This window comes from Actinomycetospora flava (genome assembly GCF_037400335.1).
GTDB classification, from domain to species: Bacteria; Actinomycetota; Actinomycetes; order Mycobacteriales; family Pseudonocardiaceae; genus Actinomycetospora; species Actinomycetospora flava.
The window spans coordinates 21,731-45,531 of sequence record NZ_JBBEGM010000017.1 but is presented as its reverse complement, the minus strand read 5'-3'; the positions used below and the strand labels follow the sequence as shown (position 1 = coordinate 45,531).

At 69.1% G+C, this 23,801-nt stretch carries 24 protein-coding genes and 2 pseudogenes; 10 read left to right on the top strand and 16 right to left on the bottom strand.

Annotated features, from left to right (window positions below; translation table 11 throughout):
• Positions 1-68: 68 nt before the first annotated feature.
• Both WCD58_RS29580 and WCD58_RS29575 read right to left on the bottom strand, forming a co-directional pair.
• The gene (locus WCD58_RS29580) at positions 69-716 is read right to left on the bottom strand and encodes a response regulator transcription factor (RefSeq protein WP_337706719.1); all 648 of its coding nucleotides are present in this window, start codon (positions 714-716) and stop codon (positions 69-71) included.
• A complete protein-coding gene (locus tag WCD58_RS29575; protein ID WP_337706718.1) occupies positions 707-2,683 on the bottom strand; it encodes a sensor histidine kinase in 1,977 nt (658 codons plus the stop codon). Before WCD58_RS29575 ends, WCD58_RS29580 begins: the two co-directional genes overlap by 10 nt.
• 619 nt (positions 2,684-3,302) lie before the next feature.
• Here WCD58_RS29575 and WCD58_RS29570 point away from each other — a divergent pair.
• Positions 3,303-4,172, top strand: coding sequence for a heparin lyase I family protein (locus WCD58_RS29570; RefSeq protein ID WP_337706717.1), 870 nt, complete (start codon positions 3,303-3,305; stop codon positions 4,170-4,172).
• A gap of 283 nt (positions 4,173-4,455) precedes the next feature.
• Here WCD58_RS29570 and WCD58_RS29565 read toward each other — a convergent pair whose 3' ends face one another.
• On the bottom strand, positions 4,456-4,767 hold the full coding sequence (locus tag WCD58_RS29565; protein WP_337706716.1) for a hypothetical protein: 312 nt from the start codon (positions 4,765-4,767) through the stop codon (positions 4,456-4,458).
• A gap of 1,314 nt (positions 4,768-6,081) precedes the next feature.
• Here WCD58_RS29565 and WCD58_RS29560 point away from each other — a divergent pair.
• Together WCD58_RS29560 and WCD58_RS29555 are read left to right on the top strand one after the other, a co-directional pair.
• A complete protein-coding gene (locus tag WCD58_RS29560) occupies positions 6,082-6,912 on the top strand; it encodes a hypothetical protein (RefSeq protein ID WP_337706715.1) in 831 nt (276 codons plus the stop codon).
• A gap of 233 nt (positions 6,913-7,145) precedes the next feature.
• A complete protein-coding gene (locus WCD58_RS29555; protein ID WP_337706714.1) occupies positions 7,146-7,895 on the top strand; it encodes a hypothetical protein in 750 nt (249 codons plus the stop codon).
• A 678-nt stretch (positions 7,896-8,573) separates the two neighbouring features.
• Here the strand turns inward: WCD58_RS29555 and WCD58_RS29550 are convergent.
• Complete coding sequence (locus WCD58_RS29550) at positions 8,574-9,929, bottom strand: serine/threonine-protein kinase (protein WP_337706713.1); 1,356 nt, start codon at positions 9,927-9,929, stop codon at positions 8,574-8,576.
• A 317-nt stretch (positions 9,930-10,246) separates the two neighbouring features.
• Between WCD58_RS29550 and WCD58_RS29545 the strand changes: the two genes are divergently transcribed.
• Entirely contained in the window at positions 10,247-10,891 is a 645-nt protein-coding gene (locus WCD58_RS29545; RefSeq protein ID WP_337706712.1) for an excalibur calcium-binding domain-containing protein, read from the top strand.
• A pseudogene (locus tag WCD58_RS29540) lies at positions 10,891-11,469 on the top strand (class F sortase); the annotation flags it as partial. The gene WCD58_RS29545 and the pseudogene WCD58_RS29540, both read left to right, overlap by 1 nt.
• Before the next feature lie 233 nt (positions 11,470-11,702).
• Here the strand turns inward: WCD58_RS29540 and WCD58_RS29535 are convergent.
• Entirely contained in the window at positions 11,703-12,086 is a 384-nt protein-coding gene (locus tag WCD58_RS29535; protein WP_337706780.1) for a histone-like nucleoid-structuring protein Lsr2, read from the bottom strand.
• A gap of 819 nt (positions 12,087-12,905) precedes the next feature.
• On the opposite strand from WCD58_RS29535, the gene WCD58_RS29530 reads away from it, so the two are divergent.
• Positions 12,906-13,478, top strand: coding sequence for a ribonuclease E inhibitor RraB (locus WCD58_RS29530; RefSeq protein ID WP_337706710.1), 573 nt, complete (start codon positions 12,906-12,908; stop codon positions 13,476-13,478).
• Positions 13,479-13,952: 474 nt separating this feature from the next.
• Here the strand turns inward: WCD58_RS29530 and xth are convergent, their stop codons facing one another.
• The gene (gene xth, locus WCD58_RS29525) at positions 13,953-14,732 is read right to left on the bottom strand and encodes an exodeoxyribonuclease III (RefSeq protein WP_337706709.1); all 780 of its coding nucleotides are present in this window, start codon (positions 14,730-14,732) and stop codon (positions 13,953-13,955) included.
• Positions 14,733-14,971: 239 nt separating this feature from the next.
• On the opposite strand from xth, the gene WCD58_RS29520 reads away from it, so the two are divergent.
• The gene (locus WCD58_RS29520) at positions 14,972-15,670 is read left to right on the top strand and encodes a DUF4760 domain-containing protein (protein ID WP_444876331.1); all 699 of its coding nucleotides are present in this window, start codon (positions 14,972-14,974) and stop codon (positions 15,668-15,670) included.
• 98 nt (positions 15,671-15,768) lie between these two features.
• Positions 15,769-16,449 (top strand): hypothetical protein, encoded by a 681-nt coding sequence (locus WCD58_RS29515; RefSeq protein WP_337706707.1) that lies wholly within the window; start codon positions 15,769-15,771, stop codon positions 16,447-16,449.
• Positions 16,450-16,592: 143 nt separating this feature from the next.
• On the opposite strand, the gene WCD58_RS29510 is transcribed toward WCD58_RS29515, so the two are convergent.
• From WCD58_RS29510 to WCD58_RS29480, 9 genes and pseudogenes are all read right to left on the bottom strand, one after another.
• Positions 16,593-17,165 (bottom strand): hypothetical protein, encoded by a 573-nt coding sequence (locus WCD58_RS29510; RefSeq protein ID WP_337706706.1) that lies wholly within the window; start codon positions 17,163-17,165, stop codon positions 16,593-16,595.
• Between the two features lie 365 nt (positions 17,166-17,530).
• Complete coding sequence (locus WCD58_RS29505) at positions 17,531-18,124, bottom strand: hypothetical protein (protein WP_337706705.1); 594 nt, start codon at positions 18,122-18,124, stop codon at positions 17,531-17,533.
• A gap of 736 nt (positions 18,125-18,860) precedes the next feature.
• Positions 18,861-19,391, bottom strand: coding sequence for an NUDIX hydrolase (locus tag WCD58_RS33765; RefSeq protein WP_373696300.1), 531 nt, complete (start codon positions 19,389-19,391; stop codon positions 18,861-18,863).
• A gap of 80 nt (positions 19,392-19,471) precedes the next feature.
• Positions 19,472-19,744 (bottom strand): hypothetical protein, encoded by a 273-nt coding sequence (locus WCD58_RS29500; RefSeq protein WP_337706704.1) that lies wholly within the window; start codon positions 19,742-19,744, stop codon positions 19,472-19,474.
• Between the two features lie 85 nt (positions 19,745-19,829).
• Positions 19,830-20,447: an RNA polymerase sigma factor gene (locus WCD58_RS29495; protein ID WP_337706703.1), complete on the bottom strand. Its 618-nt coding sequence runs from the start codon at positions 20,445-20,447 to the stop codon at positions 19,830-19,832.
• An 820-nt stretch (positions 20,448-21,267) separates the two neighbouring features.
• Positions 21,268-21,441 (bottom strand): hypothetical protein, encoded by a 174-nt coding sequence (locus tag WCD58_RS29490; protein WP_337706702.1) that lies wholly within the window; start codon positions 21,439-21,441, stop codon positions 21,268-21,270.
• A gap of 52 nt (positions 21,442-21,493) precedes the next feature.
• A pseudogene (locus tag WCD58_RS33760) lies at positions 21,494-21,769 on the bottom strand (transposase); the annotation flags it as partial.
• 50 nt (positions 21,770-21,819) lie between these two features.
• The gene (locus tag WCD58_RS29485) at positions 21,820-22,098 is read right to left on the bottom strand and encodes a hypothetical protein (protein WP_337706701.1); all 279 of its coding nucleotides are present in this window, start codon (positions 22,096-22,098) and stop codon (positions 21,820-21,822) included.
• Between the two features lie 13 nt (positions 22,099-22,111).
• On the bottom strand, positions 22,112-22,663 hold the full coding sequence (locus WCD58_RS29480) for an IS110 family transposase (protein WP_337706700.1): 552 nt from the start codon (positions 22,661-22,663) through the stop codon (positions 22,112-22,114).
• 242 nt (positions 22,664-22,905) lie between these two features.
• Here WCD58_RS29480 and WCD58_RS29475 point away from each other — a divergent pair, with 242 nt between their 5' ends.
• Both WCD58_RS29475 and WCD58_RS29470 read left to right on the top strand, forming a co-directional pair.
• Positions 22,906-23,085: a hypothetical protein gene (locus WCD58_RS29475; RefSeq protein WP_337706699.1), complete on the top strand. Its 180-nt coding sequence runs from the start codon at positions 22,906-22,908 to the stop codon at positions 23,083-23,085.
• 268 nt (positions 23,086-23,353) lie between these two features.
• Positions 23,354-23,590 (top strand): hypothetical protein, encoded by a 237-nt coding sequence (locus WCD58_RS29470; protein WP_337706698.1) that lies wholly within the window; start codon positions 23,354-23,356, stop codon positions 23,588-23,590.
• Here the strand turns inward: WCD58_RS29470 and WCD58_RS29465 are convergent.
• Positions 23,581-23,796, bottom strand: a complete 216-nt coding sequence (locus WCD58_RS29465; RefSeq protein ID WP_337706697.1) for a hypothetical protein — start codon at positions 23,794-23,796, stop codon at positions 23,581-23,583. The genes WCD58_RS29470 and WCD58_RS29465 overlap by 10 nt on opposite strands.
• Positions 23,797-23,801 lie beyond the last annotated feature (5 nt).

The window sequence follows — 23,801 nt, the reverse complement described above, 5'->3', positions numbered from 1 at the left end:
GCACCTGGGTGGGCGCGGCACGCAGGGGTGCTCAGTGCCGGTACTGACGTGCTGCTACTGAAGTGCCGCTACTGGAGGCGCGCGGCGCGCAGGTAGGCGAGCACGGCGTGCACACGGCGGTGGCTGCCGGCGCCGTCGGGGATGTCGAGCTTGGCCAGGACGTTGCGCACGTGGGTCTCGACGGTGCGGCCGGTGAGCACGAGCCGCTGCGCGATCCCTGTGTTGGTGAGCCCCTCCGCGACCAGCGCGAGCACCTCTCGCTCGCGTTCGGACAGCGTGGCCAGCGCGTGCCCGCCGCCCGGCGCCAGCAGGGTCGAGACCACCTGTGGGTCGAGCGCCGATCCCCCACGCGCCACCCGCTCCGCGCCGGCCAGGAACTCGGCGACGTCGAGCACGCGGTCCTTGAGCAGGTACCCGAAGCCGCCCGCGGAGGCGAGCCCGACCACGCCTCCGGTCTCGATGTGCTGCGACAGCACCATCACCCCGACCGACGGGAGCTCGGCGCGCAGCGCTGCGGCGGCGCGGATGCCCTCGTCGGTGAACGTGGGCGGCATCCGGACGTCGACGACAGCGAGGTCTGGGTGCATCGCGGCGGCCATCGAGAGCAGCCCGGCGCCGTCGCCCGCCGTCGCGACCACGTCGTGCCCGGCGTCGGCGAACAGGCGGGCGAGTCCCTCCCTCAGCAGCACCTGGTCCTCGGCGATGATCACCCGCACGGCAGCACCGCGCTCACCCGCGTCCCCGCACCCGGCGTGCTGTCGATCTCCAGCCGGCCGCCCAGCGCGTCGACCCGGTCCGCCAGCCCGGCCAGCCCGGAGCCCGCGCGCAGGCCCGCACCACCCACGCCGTCATCGGCGACGACGACGCGCAGGCAGCCGTTCTCCCGCCCCGCCGACAGCGACACCGCCGTGGCGTGCGCGTGCTTGACCACGTTGGTCACGGCTTCGCTGGCCAGGAAGTAGGCGGCGGCCTCCACGTCGCCGGGCAACCGCTCGACCGCCGCGTCGACGTGCACCGGCAGCGGAGCGCGCGCCCCGAGGTCGGCGAGCGCCGCGGCCAGGCCGCGGTCGAGCGCGGCGGGACCCAGACCGCGGGCCAGCTCGCGCAGCTCGTCGATCGCAGCACCCACGTCGGCCACCACACCGTCGAGCAGCACCGAAGCGTCGTCGGTCGGCGAGAGCCTGTGCTGCACGTGGCGCAGCGTCAGGCCCACCGACACGAGCCGCTGCTGCGCGCCGTCGTGCAGGTTGCGCTCGATGCGCCGCCGCTCGGCGTAGGTCGCGGCGACGATGCGGGCGCGCGAGTCGCGCACTCGGGCCAGCTGACGGCGCACCTCCACCCGCAGTCGGGCGATCTCGACGGCCAGCCCGAGGGTCTCCAGCACCGCGCGCAGCAGCGCGGGGCGGTCCGAGCGTGCGTGCAGCACCATGGCCAACTGCTGCGCGCCGCTGCGGACCGGCGTGCGCTCGCGGCCGTCGTCAGGCAGCTGCTCGTGCTCCACGCCGGCGGCGTCGGCGAACACCTCGCCGTCGGGCATCCAGAAGTACAGCTCCACGCTGTCGTCACCCACGGCTTCGGCGAGCACGCGGCCGACCTGCTCGGGCTCCGCCCGTCCCCCGCGCACCTCGCCGAGGAAGTGCTCGGCGTGGCGCAGCCGCTCGCTGCGGTCGCGGTCGAACCGGCGGTCGACGACGCGCTGCACCCGCCCCCGAAGCGGCCGGAACGCCACGGCGACCGCGAGCGTCGCCGCCGCGGTCGTCCAGCTCGAGCCGGTGCCGACCGCCACGCCCACGACCAGCGCGATCGAGACGTAGACGGCCGCGAGCAGTCCGGTGAGCACGGCGTAGACGACCGTCCGGTTGATCAGGACGTCGATGTCGTAGAGCCGGTAGCGCAGGACGGCGACCGTGACCGCGGTGACGATGCCGACCTGGGTGAGCGACGCCGCGAGGATCGTGGCCTCGGCGACGGCGCCGGTCGCCAGGAACTCGACCAGGCAGGTCACGAACGTCACCGGCATGAGCACCGAGGCCAGCGCGAACCAGCGCAACTGAGCCCGCGCGAGACCGCTCGACCCGCGGTAGCGGGCGACCACCGCGGCGATGGCGACGAGCAGCGGGGCCAGCAGCACGAACTCGCCGACGGTCAGCACCTCGGCGACATCCGCCACCGGCAGAGGATTGGCCAGCCCGTCGAACGGCGCATAGAAGGGCCGCGGATCGAACAGCGCCAGAACAAGGAACCCGCCGAAGGCCAGCGCGACGACCGCCGCGACCGGACGCCACCGCGGCGAGGCCAGCCGCCCGTCGGGGAACAGGAACGCCAGCCCCACCAGCCCGGCGTAGAACGTCGGCCACCCGCTGTGCACCCACAGCGCGGCCCACGCGGTGATCGGGGCCTCCGGAGCGCTCGCCACTCCATGGCCCCCCACGTGCCACGCCGCGGCGTAGAGGGCCGCGGCGCACGCGCTGACCAGCAGGAGGCCACCGGTGCGGTTGCCCGGGGCACGCGTGACGATCACCAGGCCGGCCACCGCGCAGGCCAGAACCGGCACGCCGAGCACCACCGCCTGCGCCACGCCCGCCTCCGGGGCCGGGCTCACCACAGCGTGCGTCACCGTCGCGGCGGCCGCCAACGTGGCACCCGCCCCGGTGAGCCACGCGACGCACAGCCCCGCCCGCACACCCGGAAGTGTCCCGCTACTGGCGGGCGCGGGAAACAGTGCTGGCACGTAGCGCGCCCGCTTACCACGACGATCGACGTCCGCCCAGCGACGGTATCGTCGAGGAGGCGTCCTCGCTGTCGACGCTGGACGACCTCGTCAGGGAGCTCTTCGTTCCTTCACCTTTTCGGCTGCGCGACTCGCGCACGAGGTACGTAATTGCCGTCATGTTCGCGCCGTGGGCACGCGTGGATGCTGGCCCGGTGACGACCACAAAGGCCACGAACTCGCCATCGTTCAGGGCGCATCGCTGCGAACGAGATACCGCTAGGGTGGCCCCGCCGCTACCCGCCAAGCCGCTGCTAAGCGCAAGCGCCGATCTCGAGTGCACCGAACGCGCACTCATCGGGCTTGTGTGCGACCTCGACACGGCGACGCTACTGAGCGACGGGGCCCGGCGTACTGGCGACGGCTGAGCGGCGCGGCTCCAGAGGCCGCGCTCAGGCCGTTACTTGATGCGACCATTGCCCAGGGCCCGAACGGTCCCCCTGCCTCCGCACCTCGCCACCGGGTTACTCCTATGTACTTGAGGTTCGAGGGCGCTTAGCCTGGTCCAAGCCGCCAACCGCACGATCCGAGTATGCGGTTGCGTAATGGCGGCCAACGGATGAACGCTCGAGTGATGGGGGACGCATTCGTGGCGGGATGGCAGATCAAATGGCAGGCTCACTGTGATGACCTAGTCGTAGACTTCGAATCCGTGCAAGTCCGGAAGGACACAACGGATCGCCTTCTCAGCTGGCCCGTGCGGCCCGCCAAGAGCGGTAACGCGCTGAGAGCAGAGGTCCTGCAAGACGACGTCGCCTGGAACCCCGATGCCAACATGGGAAAAGGTGCCGATATCGCCGGGGGATGGCGGGCTGAGGCAGTAGGACCGACGGAAAATCAATCGAATCATTCCGTGAGGTACGAGTGGTCGACTCTACTGGACCCTAGTTACGCCGTCGACCCCAGATTGGCCGACGGGACTCGAACGTGGCAGGTGATCTTCCAGTGGCACCAGGGTGATAAGGACCAAGGAGGCTCGCCGCCCGTTGCCTTCATCATCGCTGGGGACCACATTTATCTCGACGTACATACGGTGAAGAGCGGCGCTTCCGTGCAGGTAGGTCAATGGCCGCTCGCAACGCTCGACCGAGGCACCTGGCATGACTTCGCTGCGGAGATCAAGTGGCACCGAACTGACGGGACGATCAAGCTGTGGCACAACGGTCAAGCGGTCACGTTCGCCCCGGTGGCGTCCCCTGCAAGCCCTGGCACGATGTTTCCATCCAGCGCAACTGACACCTTGGCCAACCTGACCACGCTGTTCCCTCCGAAGGCCGGCTCATCTAGACCTTCGAGTGTCTACCTCAAGGTTGGTCTCTACCGCCGAGCTGCCAACACGACGCCGTCTCAAACCTTCGTTGTGTACCACGACGAGATTTGCCGCTATGAATGGGCGCCGTAGTTCGCGGTGATCGAGCCGACCGCTGCCTACCTCGCTCAGGTGCGCCCACGAGGGGAGGTCGCGCCCTCCTGAACGCTTCGGCGAGTCGCGTTACGGGCTCTCCGGCGACATACAAGCGGGTTATCGGTTGTGGCGCCTCTCCCCGCGCTGACGCCTTCGCGGGCAGTGGGCCTGCCAGCGGGCCGGCTCTGGACCAACCGGGCCGGACCCTCTCGGCGCGCCTCGACTGTCCATAGCGACTCGATGCCGGCATCAAAGCCATCGACGCGGAACGCGAGGAGCTTCAGTACAGGTAGGTAGTCAGCCAGAGCGCGCCCGCGATGTAGGGGCTCAAGAACAGGACCGCGAGCGCGGCGGCGGACGGGGCGTTGCGTCGTTGCCGGTGGTGTCCTCGCATCCATCCGTAGATGGCTAGTCCCTGGCACAGCAGCGCGAGGCTGGCACCGACCGAGGCCCACGGGACGGCGATGGTGTCGCAAGGGCGGGTGCCATCGATCGTGCAGCGCAAGTTGGTCACGCCCCACACGAGGTAGGCGAGCACTCCAAGAACGCAGACATACGGCACGGCGACCCGGAACCGGGGCCCGGTGAACACCCCGTCAGTGCGTTCCGGCGCCCGCCCGGTCGGGAGCAGACCACCATGGACCGATAGCACGGACGGCGGGGGATGCGGCGGTCGGCGGGCGACGTGATCTTGGGCGGGCGCGGCGCTTGGGGGCACCCAGGTGTCGATGGAGGCCTGTCTCGGGCCGGCGCCGCCTTCTGGGGGGTGCCCGTGCAAAGGGACCCATGTCGGCGTCACCACCCCATTTGCGGCCGTCCAGAAGCGGCGACTGCTAACCGGGAGCTGCGCCGCTCAGGGTCGCCCGCAGGTGGGGCACGGAGGGCGGGCCAGCGTTCGAGGCGCCCGCGCCGTCGCGCGGCGGCGCTCAGTGCGGAATACCGGGATGAGAACGACGAGAACGACGAGGATGAGCGCAGCCCAAACAAAAACTCCGGTCTTGATGGGCATCAGAGCATTCATCAGAAGGATGATCATCAACCCGCCGATGGCCACGCACAGGGTCATACTCGTTCGATACGGTGACGGTAGCCGGTTTACAACTACGGTCGCTAGCGCCACTCCCGCCCCGATAACCAAGATCGATAGATCGAGCAGAACGTCGTTCGTCGGAAGCGCGTTACTGTATACGGCGGCAAGGTATACGAGCGCTGCCGCAACAAGGTTGGCAACGACGTTGACTCCGATGTCACGGCCGAGTCGGACCACGTAGACATCATCGCGAGAGGTCCGCAGTACCGCTAGAGAGAGCAGCACGGTCGCCTGGGAGCAGTGCACACGCAACACCGCGAGCGGGTTGCTGTCTTCGGCGACGTAGTCTGCGAGCAGCTTGGCGTCGGTGGATGGATCTTCATCGGGGCTGGATGGTCATGGCGGCCTCCGACCGAGAAGAGGTCGGGGTTCGTGGGCCCGGGGCGGCGGGTGCGAGGCGCTTGCGCGTCCGGCGCCCGATGGGGGCCGAGTGGGCCGTCTAGACGTCCCTGGGCACCCCAGAGCCTCCACCAGACCCGGTGCGCTTCAATCCGCTGCGTGCGGATCTCCGCGCTCGATTCGTCGATCACGCAGCCCACGACCGAACGCGCGTGAACGTCCAACCCGATCCAACTACCCTCACCAGGCACCGGCGCCTCCCCGTGCGGCACCGCCACCAACGACGGTGACCCGCGCCAACTTACGAGCGGAGGCGCCGGCCTCCATACGGTCTAGCGGGCCAGGCTGGTCATCGGGACTGCCTTGCCAATGGCGAAATGCGTGGTGAGGTCGGCGGCGAAGAGCTGCTGGGGGATGCCTGGGTCCAGCTGGGCTATTCGCCTGCGCTGGCCAGGCCCTGTAAGTCACGATCTCCGAGTGAGCACAAAGCCGGAGCTGGGAGAGCTGCGCGAGGTTGACGACTCGGAGCTGGACTGGCTCGCCGCCCAGGACGATGTCGCGCTCCTCGGCTATGCGCCGCTGGGGTGGCCGGCCGAGACGTGGGTGCTGCACGGCATGTGGGAGGACCCGGAAGCCGCCGCACTTGGGATACCACGCACCCTCGAACAGCGCTGGCGCGACGAGCACCCCGGACAGGACGGGATCGGGATCCTGGCCTACGAGTCGACACCGTTTGGCGAGCCGCCGCCCGCGGGGTGGCGACGGCTGCGTTGGAGCGAGCTCGCCCGTCGTCTCGACACCCCGCTAACGGGCGGGGAGTTCGAGGGATACCCGGTCCCGCCGTCGTTCGGGTGGTTCCCGATAGATAGCTGGCCCGAGTCGATCCAGACCCCACCGGAGGGCAGCCTCGACCTGGTGAGCGCCGAGCGGCTGCTGGCTGTGCTGGTCGAGCACACCTCCGGTGGGTCGGGGGCGCGGTGCTTCTGCTTCTACAACACGCTTGACAGTCCCGTACCGATGACGCCGGTCGTGCTGGCCGGACCGCTGCGGGCGGTGTTCGACGCCGCCCGCCTCAACCCCGGCGGGCTCACTCCCGACAACATCTGGCCCGCCGACCGCTCGTGGCTGCTGTGGAGCGATTACGACCTGTGGGGCACCCGGCTGATCGGGTCCGTCGACGTCGTCGCCGCGGTCGACGCCGACCCCGAGCTGGAGACCCTCGACTTCACCTACCGCCCACCGCCGAGGCGCCACTCGACCCGCGAAGCGCCCGGTCGGGTCGCCTCCTGGAAGGACGGCCACCGGTGAGATGCGGGGACGGTCAGGGGTGGGCGCAGCTCAGCGTCGCGGTGGACCGGCGCACCCGGCGGAGCGAGGCGGTGTGGAGCGATCCGCGCCACCCCGAGCTGCGGCTCGCCATGTACCCGATGTTTGACCGGCGACGCTCTGCGAGCGGGGTCAGCCACGACGACGCCAGGCACACGCCAGCGCGAGCGGTCTCCGCCCTGCTGTGGAGCCATGGCTTCGAACCTGCCGAGCTGGTGATCACCGAGATCACCGTCGACACCTATCGGGTCGAGGCCGACGGGACGCTCACCGCGATCTCGATGTGCAGCGGGTGCCGCGCCCTGCTGCCCGAGGTCACCACCGACGCGACCGGCCCCGCGCCCGAGATCGACGCCGACCACGCCCGCGCCGTGATCCACGCCCTCGACAATCCCGAGCCGGCCCTGCCCCGCGTGCCGCCTTCCCGCTTCGCCCACGGCGACCTCGAGGACCCCGCGACACCGCCCGAGCTGCGGGCCCTGTTCGATGCGGTCGAGACCGAGCGCGGCAGTAGTGCCATGGTCCGCACCCGACGACCTCCCGCCCCGAACGCCGAGGCCGCGCTCGACGCCGTGCTGGCCAACCCGCCCGCCGCGCTGTGGCCCGGCACCACCGACCGCGACGGCGGCGGCTTCCGCACCTGGCCCGACAACACCCACGTCGCCCAGCTCGACGAGATCGACCGCGCCACCGCCCGCGACGCCCTCGCCGAGATCATCGAGGAGGACATGGCCTACACCAGCACCGGCCGCGTCGACCCCGACCGCGCCGTCGAACTCGCCGACGCCATCACCGCCTACGCCGACCCCGACGCCCGCTGGTGGACCAACCGCCCCCTACGCCGCTGGAACCGCCCCGCCGGCCAACGAGGCTGGCAGCCCCTCACCACCGCCACCTTCGACGCCGGGGTCATCGCCGTCGACGAGCACCACGTCCTCATCGCCTGGCTCATGGACGAAGACTGATCCGCGGTGGACGCGCAGGCCCCCACTGGGTCCTCCCCACGGCACGGACGGCGCCGCAGAACCGGATTGCTCGCGCGGGCTGCGACGGGCGGAGCGCGTACGCGTGGCCGGGGTGGTCCTGGCGCAGCGCACCCGTCCGGTGTCCATGGCTCTCAGGCTTTGCCCGGCAAGGGCAGCCTGTTCGAGGACGGCGAGCCGACCGTCGACACTGAGCGTCGACACTGAACTCGGATCGACCTGGTCGCTGCTACGCGTCTCACCTCGTGGGCCCAGGCTCCGGCGGCGGGTGCGCTCGTACCTGGTCGGCCTCGGCCTCGAGTTGGGCGATGAGGCGCTGCCAGAACTGCTCGGGCCCCTCTCGGGCGAGGTCCCCACCGCTGCCCAGAAGCGGCCCGCTCCACCGCGCCCCTGACATCGGGCTGAGCCCGTGGACGGCTTCACCCTGCCGGTCAGCCCGGCCTGTTTCGCTCGCCTCTTCGCACATGGCCTCGATGCTGCACCCGACGGGGAGTGCCGGTGCATCGTTCCGCGACATCTCAGGGACCCGGGCGAGTCGTGGTCGCCCCGTCTCGCCCCCGTCTCGCCCCGTCGGCCGCTGCCCCGCCGAGGGTGGGCAGGCGCGGACTCGGCGGCGGGCCGGTCGCCGGCCACGACACCGTCTCGAACGGCCTCACCGGGCTAGTACGGATCGATGTAGGCCAGGGTGATCAGCAGCAGGCTCAGCGGCATCAGCACGATGGCGATGCCCGACCACGTGTTCCGATGCTTGGAGCGCGGGCCCCTCACGTGGCCGGTCAGCGCCAGCACCACCGCGGCCGTGATCACGCCCAGACCGCACCAGGTCAGGGTCATCGGACGCGGCCCACACAGGTACTCGGGCGACTCGAGGCACCTCGAGAACGGCACCATCGCATACGCCGTGCCCAGCGCGAAGGCCACCAAGCTGACCACGAGCGTGACGACCCGGAACCGAGGACCCTGAAAGATCCCGTCGCTGGGTTCCGGCTCGGCGAAGCGCGACAGGGGACGCGCCATCTCCGATAGTCGACCCTGTGCGGTCGGGGTCGGGCCACGGGCGTGGTCGCCGGTGTGCGCCCACACCGCGGGGATGCCGGAACTCGCGGGCACGGCGCCGAGGGCGGTCGGGATCGCCGACTGCCGGACCCCGCGACCACCGGCCTTACCGCCGCTGGGCAGCCCCTGCAGGGCCGCGACCGCGGCCGCCGCGAACTCCCCGGCTGACGGCGGCCGCGCGGCCGGGTCTTTGGCCAGACCTGCGACCACGACGTCCCCGAGACTCTCCGGCACCTCGGGCAGGACATGGTGCGGGTGGGGCGGAGGGCCGGCCAGGTGTTGGTGCATCAGCGCGGCGCCCTCGCCGACGAACGGCGCTCGCGCGGTGAGGGCCTCGAACAGCAGGCACGCCAACGCGTAGACGTCGCTGGCCGGGGTGGCGTTGCTGCCGGTGAACAGCTCCGGTGCCATGTAGGCGAGGGTTCCGATCACCATGCCGGTTCCGGTCAGTGGGGCGGCCAGTGACGGCGAGCTCGCGGTCGCACCAGCAGCCCGCACGATGCCGAAGTCGACCAGGTAGACGAAGTCTCGCCCGCTCGCCCCGGCAAGGACGGCGTTGGAGGGCTTCACGTCACGGTGGACCAGCCCGACCGAGTGGGCGCTGTCGAGGGCGTCGGCGAGCTGGCGCACCACCTCGACGGCCCGGGCCGGCGCCAGGGGCCCGGACCGGGCCAGCACGGTGTGCAGGTCCGCCCCGTCGATCAGGCGCATGTCGATGAACAGCCGTCCGTCGATCTCGCCGTAGTCGTGGATCGGCACCACATGCGGGGAGGACAGCTGCGCGGTCGCTTCGGCCTCGAGCCGGAAGCGCCGCTCGAAGGCCGGATCCCGCAGATACGGGTGGAGACGCTTCACCGCCACGGTGCGCACGCGGACGGTGTCGTAGGCCCGGTAGACCTCACCCATGCCGCCCCGTCCGAGCAGACGCTCGAGCCGGTACGGGCCGAAGCTCTCCCCCACCCGGTCAACCTCTCACGATCACCACCGTCGCGAGGCGACTTCCGCGGCCTTCCTCCCGACCGGCGAACGTTCGCGAGTACATACCGCTCTTGATTGGGTCGCCGGCTAGACCGAGGCCACTTGCTTACGGGGCGGCGAGCGCCTCGGCCGCCCGCGGCTCCGCCGTGGCTGTTGGTCTCGGTGTCGCTTGTCCACCCATTGGCTTCGCCCTGTGGACTCCGAGCGACGAGATCGACACAAGACGTAACAAGATCGGAGTGGGGGCCGACGGGGGCTGAGTCCGGGCGAACCTCGCCCGCAGCTCAGGGGAGTTGACGTTGCTCAACGCTCGTGGCCGCATCGCGGCCGGTCTCTGCACGGCCCTCGTCGCCTCCGGCCTCGCGCTCGGGGCCGGCGTCGCGGCAGCCGCCGACAAGAACTGCAGCGACTTCACCTCGCAGCCCCAGGCGCAGGCGTACTTCACCGCCAACGGCGGCTCGGCCATTAACAACGTCAACAACCTCGACGCCGACCACGACGGCATGGCCTGCGACACCCACCCCTACGCCCCGAGCGGCTCTGCGACCGGGTCGCCTCGACCGAGCCTCCCGATCCAGCCTCCGGTCCAGCCGACGCCCGTCCCCAGCACGTCCGGCGGCGGAACAGGCAGCGGGCTCGTCGGCACGGGCAGCGGCGGCACCGGTGCCGGGTCCTCGGCGTCGACCGGCGCGACGTCCGGTGGCGCCGACCTCGCTTGCCCGGACTTCCCGACCCAGGCCGCCGCACAGGCACACCTCGCGCAGGACAGCACGGACCCCGACAGGCTCGACGCGGACCGCGACGGGATCGCGTGCGAGGAACACTTCGCCCAGCCCGGGCTCGCGGGCGGCTCCTCCACCCGGGACGACGGGTCGGTCGCGACCACCAGCGGCACCCAGGTCCGCGTGGTCCCCGAGGGCTCGGCCGACACCGGCTCCTCCTGATGCCACCGATCTCGCGCTGGCTGACCGCCCTCGCCGCGGCCGCGATGCTCACACTCACCGCATGCAGCCAGCCCGCGGCCACCTCGTCGGTCCCGCCGCTGGTCGTGGAGTCGTCGCCCTCTCCGACCGACCCCGTCGGATCGTCCTTCTCGTCGGGTCCTCTCCCGCGAGTGTCGATCGCGAAGATCGCCGCCTCGTCGACGCTCGTACCGCTCGGGCTCAACCCTGACAAGACCGTAGAGGTCCCCCCGGTCTCGGAACCCGAGCAGGCCGGTCTCTATGTCAACGGGCCCACCCCAGGCGATCCCGGGCCTGCGGTGGTGCTTGGCCATGTCAACGGCGCCGGGCGACCAGGCGTGTTCGCGCGACTCTCGGAACTGCGCCCCGGGGACGAGGTCGACGTGGCCCGCCTCGACGGGCGCACCGCGACTTTCCGGGTGTATCGCACGGACACGGTGAACAAGGACGATTTCCCGACCTCGGCGGTCTACAGCGACACCCCCGGCGCCGAGCTGCGGCTGATCACCTGCGGCGGCGACCTGGACCCCGCCGCCAACTCCTACCTGTCCAACGTGCTGGGTGTACGCCTCGCTGGTCACCATCCGCTAAGCCGCACCGGCGTGCCCCGCCGGCGCATCGACGGGGCCGGCGCACGTGATGGTCGCGGGCGGCGGCCAGAGCTTGGTCGATGCCGGCGAGCACGCAATCGGCTCGCGCCGCGCGAGACGAGGCTCGCTTGCTAGGCCACGGGGCGTGACGAGCCGGGGGGCTCTCCGCAAGCGCGAACTTGTCCGTGGGCGAGCCGGTCGCTTCAGCGGGCGCGGTGGTAGGCCTCGGTGACCTCGCGGGGGATGCGGCCGCGGTCGCTGATGGTCATGCCTTGGGTGCGGGCCCAGTCCCGGATCGCCTGGTTCTGCTCGCGATCGACCGAGGTTGCGCCACCCACGCGGTCGCCGGACCCGCCGCGACTTCCTGATCGAGCCCGCGACGAACTGCCGGTCGAGCTGCCCCGCCGGCGTCCCCCGGTGCGTCGCGCGTGCTCGACAAAGTCCTTGAACGCGTCGCGCAGCGCGGCCGCGTGCTTCTCGGTGAGGTCGATCTCGTAGCTCACCCCGTCCAGACCGAACTCAACGGTCTCGTCGGCTTCGCTCTGGTCGAGGTCATCGAGCAGGGTGACGGTAGTGCGCTGCGCCATGTTGGCCTTCCGGTTTGACGGGCAGGGTGCTGCTCGGGAAAGCCCCCCGGAGCGCAGCATCAGTACGCCAATCCCGACCACACAGATAGTAGGGCACCTATTGCCGTAGGACACAGGTGTGGCTCGATCCGATCAGCAGCTACACGAAACACGCATTACGAGAACTCTCTTCACCCGCAACGACGTCCTCACTGCGTCCAACGGTGCACGTCGCAGAGTTCACGGTCCGGCGACAGACATCCACTCCACCGGTCGCTGTCGTTTGAGGCCACGAAGGAGACCACGAAGGCGGGCGCCAGGATCGCGAGCGTGGTTCCCCTCGCGGAGAGCCAGTTCCGCCAAGCCTGTCCCACTTGCGCCTGTCGGCTGCGCGGTAGACCTCTCCCATCCCGCCCTGCCCAGCAGCTGCTCGAGCCGGACGGCCCGATCGCCGCCGACATCCGTGCCAATTGCGCGCTCAACTCCCGCAAGGCGCAAGGCTCACCGTCATAAGATCTAGCTATGAAGCGCTCGCGCGGCTGGTGGCCTGCCGTGGGGTGGATCGCCCTCGTCGTGGCGCTGGGCGCGTCGACCGTGTGGCTGCTCAGCCAAGGCACCCGGGGCGCCGAGGTCGCGAACGTCCTCGCCCTGCCCTTCGCTGCGCTAGGCCTCGTTGTCGGTGCGATCGCACTCATTGCCGGGCCCCGCGGCGAGTCAGAGCCCGTTAAGCGCTTCACCAGCGCGGGCCCGTCCAGGACCCCTAGATTCGCCGGTCGCTCAGACGATCCCGCACTGAGCAGTGGCGAGGCGGCCCCGACTTCGGGAGCTGTCGGTCGCGCGATGACCAAGGAGCTCTTCTTCCTCTGCGGCGCGCCCGCCCCGCTGCACGATGCGGCTGCGGAGCTAAGGCGGGCCGGCTTCCTGGTAAAGGGACAGCCGACCGACCTCGACGGCACCTGGTCGCTCCAGGCGTACTCAGCGGCGTCCGAGCTAAGCGATGAGGACCTGGCTACTCTCGACGGGATAGCCGACCGCTGCGGCGTCTCCTTTGACGGGTGGGGAACCTACCTCGGACCGCCCGACAAAGACGGCGGACCAGGCGTCGCGCCAAGCCCCGCAGGCCCGCCATCGCCGACCCACTACGCCGAGCCGGCAGTTCGAGTCGTCTACGAGCACGACCCTGGACTCGAGGTATTCGACTCGGACCAAACACCGATCCTCGTCTTCGGCGAGGGATCGATGCTTACCGAACACCCCAAGCACGGTGAGGGATGGGTTCTCTACTACCTCGACCCAGCCGGCAGCGGAGTCGACGACCATTTCGTCGGCGGCACGTTCGGCGAGCTGCCGTGGGCACTCGGTCAGGCCAAGGCCTGGCTCCACCTGCAGCGCGAGTCCGCCGACGAGGCGTAGGTCGGAGGCCCGGGCCCGCCGGCGACGTCGCCGCGGAATCGACTCAGCTCGGTCTCGGCCGAAGCCGAGTGGACTTGCTTGCTCGGGTCGAGCTGCCAGGCACCACCTTGCAAAGATGGACGATCACGTTCACCAGGGCCTCTACCAGCAACAACGTCCTCGCGAGCCGTCACGCGGTGCTCTTCGGCGTCGTCGGTAGCCCCTGTTTCGTGCCACGAGGCGTGCCACGGCGCCGACCAACTCATTGCGGCCGGGCCGGCCGCCTCTGGTTCGTGATCCCGCGTCCTACTAGTCCACGTGGCTCCGTCAGTCCTCTGGTTTCGTCAGCACTCGCTGCGGGGGGGGGTGTACCCCTGCTCGCATCCGTACTCGGGCTGCTGGTCACCCGAGGATGGGGCGCGCCCGCCCGCGCGGGTGCTCGCCGACCAGGGCCGGGCAGTCGACAGGTCCGTCGCAGCGCCCGACGTGGGCGCGCTACAGCGGGTCGGTCAGTTCGATCCAGGTCGGCGCGTGGTCGCTGGTCTTCTCCTTGGCGCGGACGCCGCGGTCCACACCGGAGGCGACGAGCCGGGCCGCGACGGCCGGGCTGAGCATCAGGTGATCGATGCGCAGGCCCGCGTCGCGGCCGAACGCGTTGCGGAAGTAGTCCCAGAAGGTGTAGGTCCGCTCGCCCGGGTGCAGCGTCCGCAGCGCGTCCGTCCAGCCCTGCGCGGCGAGCCGGTGGAACGCGTCGCGCACCTCGGGGCGGAACAGGGCGTCGTCGACCCAGCGCTCCGGCTTGTAGACGTCGAGGTCGGTCGGCATCACGTTGTAGTCGCCGGCCAGGACGACCGGAACGCCGCGTGCGAGCAGGCTCGCGGCGTGGCCGATGAACGCCTCGAACCAGGCCAGCTTGTAGTCGAACTTGGGACCGGGAGCCGGGTTGCCGTTGGGCAGGTAGAGGCAGCCGATCAAAATGCCGTTCACGGTTGCCTCGATGTAGCGCGACTGCCCCGGATCGGGCTCGCCCGGGAGACCGCGGCGGGTCTCCGCCGGCGACTCGCCGCGAGCCAGGATCGCGACCCCGTTCCAGCTTTTCTGTCCCAGCCAGACGGCCTCGTACCCGGCGTCGCGGATGGCGGCGGCGGGAAACTTCTCCTGCGGCGCCTTCAGCTCCTGGAGGCAGACGACGTCCGGCCCGGCCTCGGCAAGCCACTCCAACAGGACCGGCAGCCGCCCGTTGACGCCGTTAACGTTGTAGGTCGCGATCTTCATCTCGTCGGTCCGCCTCGTCCCACCGACAACACCACCCAGGCCAGCCCGCGCCCCGCCACGAGGCCACGCTATCCGGCCGGCTTCAGGCCGCGACCCAGGCCACGTCACGCTTGCCGACCTCGCTCGTCAAAGGCCGACGTGCCCGGATTGCCACACCACCAGGCCGTCGGGCGCACCGGACGGGCAGCGACGCGCTTCTTCCGGCGTAGGACCCCCTCGGCTCACGAGGAAGGGCACCGGTGCCACCGCCTACGACTTGCTCCGGGTGTGCCGTCAACCGCTCGTACCGCCGAGCCGCGAGGTGTCCCAGGTGCGGCAGGTCCTTCCAAGAAACACCTGTTGCTTCTGGTAGAGGTGTCGCATCTCAAGCCCGGACCCAGCTCGACAACGCTGCTGTGGGGGACGACACTGTGGACCTACCCGTTGCCCTGAGCCTCGTCGCGATCGTGGTCTCTCTGGTGGCAGCCTTCCTGACGACGCGACAGCTGCGAGTGGCTCGCCAGGCCAACCATATCGACGCAGTCAGGCTACTCCTATCCGAATTCCGCGATGCGAGCTTCTACCGGCACTACCGACTCGTGATAGACGATCTCCGAGCAAACTACCCGGCCAACACGCCCTTGTCTGATTTGAAAGCCGAGCACCAAAACGCGGTCATCGATGTGGCGCACTACTATCAGAGCATTGTCGGGATGATCGCCTTCGACATCCTCGATGAGGGGAAGGTTATGGCTGTGGCACACGGTCGTCTCACGAGTACGTGGGACGCCATCGAGTCGTTCGTTCTCGCTGAACGTCTGGCTCACCCCCGCACGGAGCGCAACCTATTCAGTATCCTGCAGGAGTTCGCGGAGAGGGCCTCGGAAATGCCCGATGAATCAATGCTCGATCTCCTCAAATCGCCTCGGCGACGAAAGTCGGTTCGAAGCATCGGGTAGAGCGCCATCGCAACACCTCATCACTACGCGGTGGGCAGATAGAACCGCATCTCTGAGTAGCAGAGTTCCGGACTCTGCAAATAAGGGTAAGAGGCAGCTTGAACAACGAAGACGAGCCTCCGGACTTCACGGACTTCGGCATCAACTGGCCTGGTCCTAACCACGACCTTCTAGCGGTGGGGGACAACCCTCAGACAATCTTCTTCTTCGACTGGCAGCGGAGCAGGGGCTACGCCCTCAACGGGCGGCTCATGGGCTACCGCAAAGCAGCCGATCTCCTGGCGCAGCAGGTAGTCGACCGAGGACATACTGACGAGCTGGACACGGTGTTCTTTGCCTTCGCCTCCGTCTGGCGCCACTACATGGAACTGCAACTTAAGTCACTAGTAGTTGTTCACCGGCTCCTGCTCGACAAAGACAGAGGCAAGCTCCGCCGGCATGGCCTCTGGCCCCTGTGGAAGGAGCTGCATGCGCTGATGGAGGAAGCCGGTGAGGACGTGGCCAACGAGTCCGTCACGGCAACGGCCCGCCTGTTGAAGCAGTTCGACGAACTCGATCCCACAAGCCAAGAGTTCCGCTACAACGAGCGCCAGGACGGAAGCCCAACGCTCGAGAGCGTTTCAAGGCTTGACTACTTGAGCTTCCACAACGGGCTCGATGCTGTCGCCAACCTCCTAGAAGCTGTGGGCGACAGCGTCCACCAGAGGCTCGACTTCAAGCGGGAGACGCAAGCAGAGTACGAGGCAGACATGCGAGAGTTGTACGAGCAGGACTATTAAAGTCGTATCCTCGCGCCAGGAAGCGGTCGGAGTGGCAAGGATTGTCGCTCATGCCTCGCGGGGCGCGTGGTAGATCGTCGAGCGCCCGCAGCCGAAGATGCCGCTATCTCGTCGACGACAATTCGAAAGACGTGCAGACGGTTCTACGGCTTCGAGATCGTAGTCGGGCTTAGAAGGACTGGTGCCGGAGGAGCGATCTGCGGGGCGCTAGATTGGCTGCTACATGCCACAACGATGCTTATGACTGCCACGAAGATGGCAACCAGGGAGAGAATTGTGTTGGCAAGGGACAGCCGTATCGAAGCCACCGATTGCTTGAGTTGAGCTGACGAGGCGATCGTCTGATGTGTGGAGCTCCAGACACTCCCGAGTCGGTCCGCGGCGGCGCGAACACTCTCGTCTAGCTCACCCGCTAGGGTCTTAGACCTAAGCTCCTCGTCCACCTCCGACTCGTCCAGCCAGGATAGATCGAAGCTCATACCACCTTTCAGCCAATAGGGAAGCATCCCCTCGATATCGTAGTTTGTTGCCTCGGCGACTATAGCGTCTATGTCGAGACCGTCAGACAGGAGATAGCGGTCAAGATACTTCGCGGTCCTAACTCCTCCACGAAGCTTTCCTCGCTTGCCTGCGGTGTCGCGAGTCTCGTTTAGGCCCTTCTCATAAAGGTGCAGTAGGTCTACTATCGCTAATTGAGCGACCGATGAGCTAAACATGCGGTGGAACTGGAAGCCGGCCGAGCGGGATGATAACGAACCACTGTGACGTGTCGTTCTACAGATACTTCCTCGACGCGCAGCAAAAAAGCCGCGGAAGTCGGACATCACCACAACCGGGTCGAGCACTAGCTTCCAAGCTCCGCGAACCTCCGAAACCCACGGGGCGACTTCGTAGTCCAGCCCGACGGGTGCAAGCCCACGGCTTCGATCGCGAAGCGGCTCGCTTCGATGAGTGAGGAGAAGCGGCAGCGTCGTTCGGTCGCGCCTATCCTCATCCTACATACGTCCAGGGAAGCGCTTGTCTAGCCACGCTAGTGCAGCAGCCTCGTGGTCCATAATGAACTGCGATGTCAACCGGCGCTTCACAAGTTCAGGCGGCTCTCGGCACCACGAGAACCCAGCTCGCCTAGGGCGCGCGAACGGTACGCGCGATATAACTTCCCGAAACGGCCGTGTACATGGACGCGAACGTCCTCGATCGTCGAGGGCACGTCGGTCCGAAGTATGTCGTATAGCGATCCTGATTCCTCGCATAAGACGAAGGTTGCGACCAGAACGCTTGTAGCTGGCATCGGAAAATATGCCGTCAACCACACCTGAAGGAACTGGTCGGGAAGCTCGTCGTCGTAGAATCCCTGGCGGTCGATGATCCGGCCTCTATGGGTCGCTGTCCCAATCTCGAATACCCTGCCGCCTCCGTGTCGCCGACGACGTTCGGAGAGTTCTTCTCGTATGGTTCTCTTGAAGCCAGGGTGGGCAGGAAGCCTATTGATCGCCCCAGTCAATTGCTCTACGGTTGAAGGTGTGTACAACTGTGCTGTGGAGATCGCCGCCAGATGGAACGACTCTTTCTTGTGTAGTCGATTCCTGTCGTTGTCCCGCCGATCCCCGAGATCATCGTCAGCAGCATCCGCGTGGGCGAACCGCTGAGCGCCTTGATGGTCGGTCGACGCCACCAGGGTGCGTCCTGGTCGATCTCCAGCGGTCCAGACGCTCGCGTCATGCCTCGCCCTTCGACCTCGAGCTGACGTGCAGAGGAGATGGCAGGATGGCTCCCGTTGTCCACTACTACTGACAACGGAAAGGATTCCGTCGCTCGGCCTCACCCGTCTGGCGCTCAGCAGTCGCGACGACGGGCTTCCCATACTGCCGGGCACTCTTTCGCTCTGCCGGCCATGCGTCACCACGAGTGGGATTAAGACGATCATGGCACGCGGGGAGGCTCGATCTACCGGCGGTTCCGTCGTTTCCCCGCGTCCTTCCGCTTGTGCCGCCAAGCGCCGTCTTTGTTGCGATCGCGCTCGCGCTTGCCGCCGCCGGGCTTCCGAACCATGGGTACCATGAGTGCTCCCGCAATCGTGGCGGTCGTCGACCGCGTCCGACCGATGGTAGGTCACGGCGAGATCACGGCGCAACGCCGTCTCATCGGTCTCTGCGGAGGGACCGCAGATCAAGATGGCGCGTGCCAATGCGCTCCATGCGGGTCAGCGCGCTCTTTGCGCTTAGCGGTGGTTGATGCGGGACAAGTCGGCCTGAAGGCCGCGGCGTATGCACCGGCGTGCCGACGAGTCGACCCACACTTCGGGTGCTCGAGGGGCGTTGTTAGGCCTGGTCGTTTGACAAGTTCTGCCCGTACGTTGACTGGCGAGAGCTTCTCGACCAGCCGCAGTAAATCGGAGCTCCGTCCTGGGATCACCGGAGCCCACCTCCTGCCTTCGGCCCGACGCGGCAGCATCGAGAGGCCCGGATCGACGAGGAGACGACACCCAAGTCGCGCTTCCGCGAAGATTGAATGACCGGGTGTCGTGCGGGTTCTGACCGAGCCGGAGCCGGCCCGGCTTGGGGTGAGAGGGACGCCACGGTCGCGTGCGCCGATGGAAGACGCGTCACGGTGCCTCGGGTCGACCATTCAGGAGCACCTCCAGGCATCGGCGAACGGGTTCGAACAGGGTCGGGCACTAGAAGGCGTAGCGCCTCGGGCACTGGTCGCCAATACGCGACCACCTCCTCGCCGCCCGCCTCTGGAGCGGGGCTCTCCGCGACTGGCCGCGTGACGACCTCAGCGGCGACGTAGGTGATGTGTGCGCCGGTGGTGGGGTGAAGGCGTCGACGGAGTACGCAGATGGGGCGAACGCGGTAGCAGCTCTCCTCGTCGGTCTCTCGGATTGCATCCTGCTCGACGGTCTCGTCGGGCTCGACCTTGCCCCAGGGAATGAGATCCAAAGGAGGCGGTCGCGGCGCTCAATGAGCAGGACTCCCTGTGAGCCGGTCACCATGAGCTACGGCAACCGCCGCACGGGGCCTCACGACGGGACCTGACGGTCATGGAGCGCCGCCAGGGTCCGGTCGATGCTCGCGAGCACGTCGGGCGACATCGATCGAGTGTGGTCGTGGTCGGCGCGGAGCAGGGCCCAGGACGCGCGTTGCGCGGTGTCGTCGAAGCCCCCAAGCAAGCGCAGGGTGGCTTCGGCGCGGCGGTCGCCATCGAGGGCGGCGGCGAACAGCCGCCCGATCGCATCTCGAGAAGCGCCACAGGGGGCGCCGGCCTCGAGGTCATCGGTTGCGCGCGAGCTCACGTGGTGAGTTGTCATGGTGGTCTGACGCAGCTCGCGGGCTCGCCGTTCCCACTGTCGCGGACCGGGTGGGAACGGCGAGCGGCCCTCAACGGTCGGCCCGAGCCTCCGGGCGATCTTCCGTGGCGAGGTGGGCGAGTACGGTTGCTCGGGCGCGATGGGCCCGGGACTTGACGGTGCCGACGGCCACGCCGAGCAGCTGTGCAGCCTCTTCGTTGGTGAGCCCGTCGAGGTGGAGCACTTCTAGCACCAGGCGCTGGTCCCGGGGCAGCAGCGCGAGCAGGTCGGGCAGTACGACCGCGGCGTGCTCCCGGTCGATAACCACCAGCGAAGGGTCGCCGGGGTCGGTGCGCTCGGGCTGTTCTTGGGACCGGTACAGCTCCCCGATCGGCGTGGAAGGCCTGGCCTTGCGGCGGCGGGCCGCGTTCAGGGCCTCGTTGACGGCGATGCGGTGCAGCCACGTAGACACCTTCGCCCGCCCTGAGAAGGTCGCCGCGCTCTGCAGCACGCGCATCCACACCTCCTGCACCACGGCCTCCGGGTCCGGCTCGAACCACGCCAGGTTGCGAACGACGCTCAGCAGCACCCGCTGGTAGCGGTGCACCAGGACCGCGAGTGCGTCGGTGTCTCCGTCGACGTAGGCGGCGAGCAGGTCGCTGTCCGCGCGGGTGTCGGTGCGCGAGTCGTGGTTGGGCTGCGTGCTCATGGTGGCCTCCGACCTGAATAGGGCGGGGCTGGTGGGCCCCGGGGGCGGTGGGCGGAGGCGCTTGCTGCCTCCACCGCCCGAAGGGCGCCGAGCGGGCCGTCGAGGCTCGCGGTCAAGGGCCAGCCGGAGCTTGCGGAGGCTGGTCGCGCAGCGACGCGTAGCGCAGCGGAGCGCCCTTGATCAACGTAAGAAGCCGAACGCAAGTGGTGATCTCGCGAAGCGGTGCCTCGATGGGCCCGGTGCCCCAGGCGGTGGAGGCGTTCTGTGCCTCCACCCCGGGTGCGCCGCGTCCGCCCGTGGAGGCTCACCAGCAAGGGTCGACGAGCAGAAGATCTCTCGGGCCGCGCTCGCCGAGATGACGGAGTCGGCCCCGCAGGGCCGTCGATGTCGCGCGGCCCGAAGATGTTCTGCGGCCCTTGCTGGTGAGGGACGGGCGGATCAAGCTTCCGGGCCCGACAAGAAAGTCAGTGCCGCCGCAGGCGGCGCGATCGTCGGTCTCGGCCGCGCGGCCTTGAGCAGCCCTCGACGAGCCGCGCGGCACCGCTCAGACCCGGTGGATGCCTCGCCGGCCTGCTCGTCCCTGCATAGCAAGAAGCGGGGTCCCGGCCGATGTACCGGCTGCTCAGGCCCCGACAGCGCTAATCGGGCTTCGGTGAGACAGGCGGGCGAGCTGCTCATGATCAAGGGCGAGGTCCCGTGCTCGGGCCTCCCTGGGAGAGTGGAGCTTGCTCACCGGGCGGACCGGCCTGCCGACCGGACCGCGGTCTGAAGAGCCGCCTTACGACTCGGGTAGGGCCTCGAAGTCGGCGGAGTCAGTGGGTCAGGCGGCGCTGATCACCTTCTCCGGGGGCGCACCGACGCAGACGCCCGCAGCGACGGCGACGGGCTGAGGTCGCCGGCCGGCGGCGACGTCGGGGTCCCAGGGGACGCGGCGCACAACCACGGCGTGCAGCCAGCGCAGCAGCGTCGCCGCGCAGGCCGCGCGGGCCTGCATCCCGGCCAGACGGTTGTGCTCGCGGGGTAGTCAGGTGCTCATGACGCGCCCGCAGCACCGGGTTGGCGTGCTGGGCGCCCCACGTGGCCCGCCACGCCGCCGTGCGCAGCTCGGGTCGCCCGCGACCCGAGAGTCGGGAGTGGCCGCGGTGCTCGCCACTAGAGTCCTCGCGCGGGCAAAGCCCGGCGTGCTTGACCAGCGCCCGCGCGGTGGTGAACCGCGCCGGGTTCCCGCACTCGGCCAGCACCGCCGCCGCCCCGAGCACCGACACTCCCGGGATCGAGCCGACCAGCCCGGTGAGCTCGAGCTCGTCGAGCACCCCCAGCATCCGCGTCTCGACCTCGGTGCGCCGGGCGCGGACCTCGCGCCAGTCGGCGGTCACGAACCCGGCCCGTTCCAACGTCCCGCGCCGTGAGCGACCAGCCCGACAGCATCATCGGTCGCGGCGAACACTGCCTCCACGATGCGCCGACACGACCGCGTCGAACCCCACGCCGGCAGCTCACGCCCCACCGCCGCGACGAACCGCGCCTGGCCCATCCGCCGCACCCCGGACAGGTCGCCGTCGCCGGCGCGGGCGAGCACCACCGCGATCGCCGCGCACCACGACGCGGACTCCAACGGGCGCTTCGCGGCCTCCAGCGCCGCAGGCCACACGCACTCGAGCAAGTCACGCAGCTGCTGGCCACACGCGGTGGACTCGGTGAGCAACCGGCGCCGTCCGGGCGCCGAGCTGACGCAGCCGCGACCAGGTGCCGTCGCTGATCTCGGGCTCGTAGCAGCGCAGCTGCGTGGTCAACCGAGCGATCAGCATCGCGTCCTTCGGGTCGGACTTGTCCCAGGTCAGGTCCTCGCCCTCCCGAGCCCGCCACACCAGCAGGCTCTGGACACACACCATGTTCAAGCCGCGCTCGGCGGCCAAGCGCTCGAGGACCTGCCAGCGGTGACCGGTGGCCTCGCACGCCACCGTCACCGACAAGAACCCCGCGGCCCGGGCCTGCTCCACCGCCCAGTCCAGCACCGGGCCGAGCTCCCAGGCCCGGCACACCGCCCGGCGTCGGGCCAGCACCCGCGAGTCGTGATCGGTCAGCGCCGCTGCCTGCTTGCGGTCGGCGAGGTCGATGCCCAACACCGCGTTCGTCGCCGGCACCAGCGCCCGCAGCCGGTCCAGGCGCTTGTTCCGATTCCGATCACCCCGTGAAAGACCGCAAGCGTTCGGCACGGACGTCCTCCTCGATGCGTGGGAAGCCAATCCCGATCACCGCATCAGGGGGACGTCCCCAGCCCCCGCCGACGCGCCATTCCTGCAGGTCTGGGGCACTTACTACCAGGAGAGACGGTCCCAGACCCTCCCCGGGCCCGCTCAAGGTGATCAACGGAGACGTCACCGCCGACACGATGGTGTGCGCGTGGCGTTCGCGCTGGAACAGGTCGCGGCCGGCTCGCGCGCCTGCCGTCAGATCCGTGACGGAGTCGGACAGAGGGACCGCGACGCTGCTCGCTCGGCTGGGTAGGGCCCGGATCGGAGAGGACCGTGCCCGCAGCTGGATCGAACAGGGCGTCGTGAAGGTCGCGGGCGAGACGGTGTCGGATGCGGACGCCGTGGTGCCGTGGCCGACTGCGTGGACGCTGTCGCCGTCGTGAGGTCGCTGTCCGACTTCCCGCTCTCGTGCTCGTCGGGGTTCGGTGTCACTCTCTTGTCGTGGAGGTTCGCGAGTCTGACGTCGTCGGCATCCCCGTCGGCAACATCCGCGTGCCTCGGGGCGAGTTCGCTGCCGTGTGGAGGGCGGCGAGTGCCGTCACCGCGGCGCAGGCCGCTCGTGGGGTGACCGACTGGTACGCGGGAGCCGTCGCCGTGACGTGTCGTTGGCTGGCGACCGCGCCGATGCGCCCAGCGCGGGGGCCGGGGCGATTGACGCGGTCGCCCGCGACCAAGCGGGCGCGGGTGGCCTACGAGGAGCTGATCGAGGCCGAGTACCTGGCGGCGGAGACGCTCGAGCAGCGCCGCCCTGACATCGTCGAGCACGAGCCAGGATGGTGCGAGGGCGTGCGGGCGACGCTGCGGTGGGCGTGGCGGCGCAACGGTCCGCCTCCTATCGAGGTGCCCACGTCGAGCGCCGCCCCGGTTTCAGTCGGTACTCACGGCTGATCCGCGTCGACCAGGTCCGGCTCGTCGACGTCGCTTGCTGCGCTGTCGGTGGCGTCGACGGTCTGGTCGTCGTCGTGCCAGCTGCTCAGCTGTTCGGTGCGGTGCTGTTCCTCGGTGGCCGCGTCGGCGGCTTCCCGTGCCCTGATCTCGGCGAGGGCCCGTTGCGCGCTCTCGACCGCGGCGGCCGTCTCGTCCGCTGAGGGCACCCGCA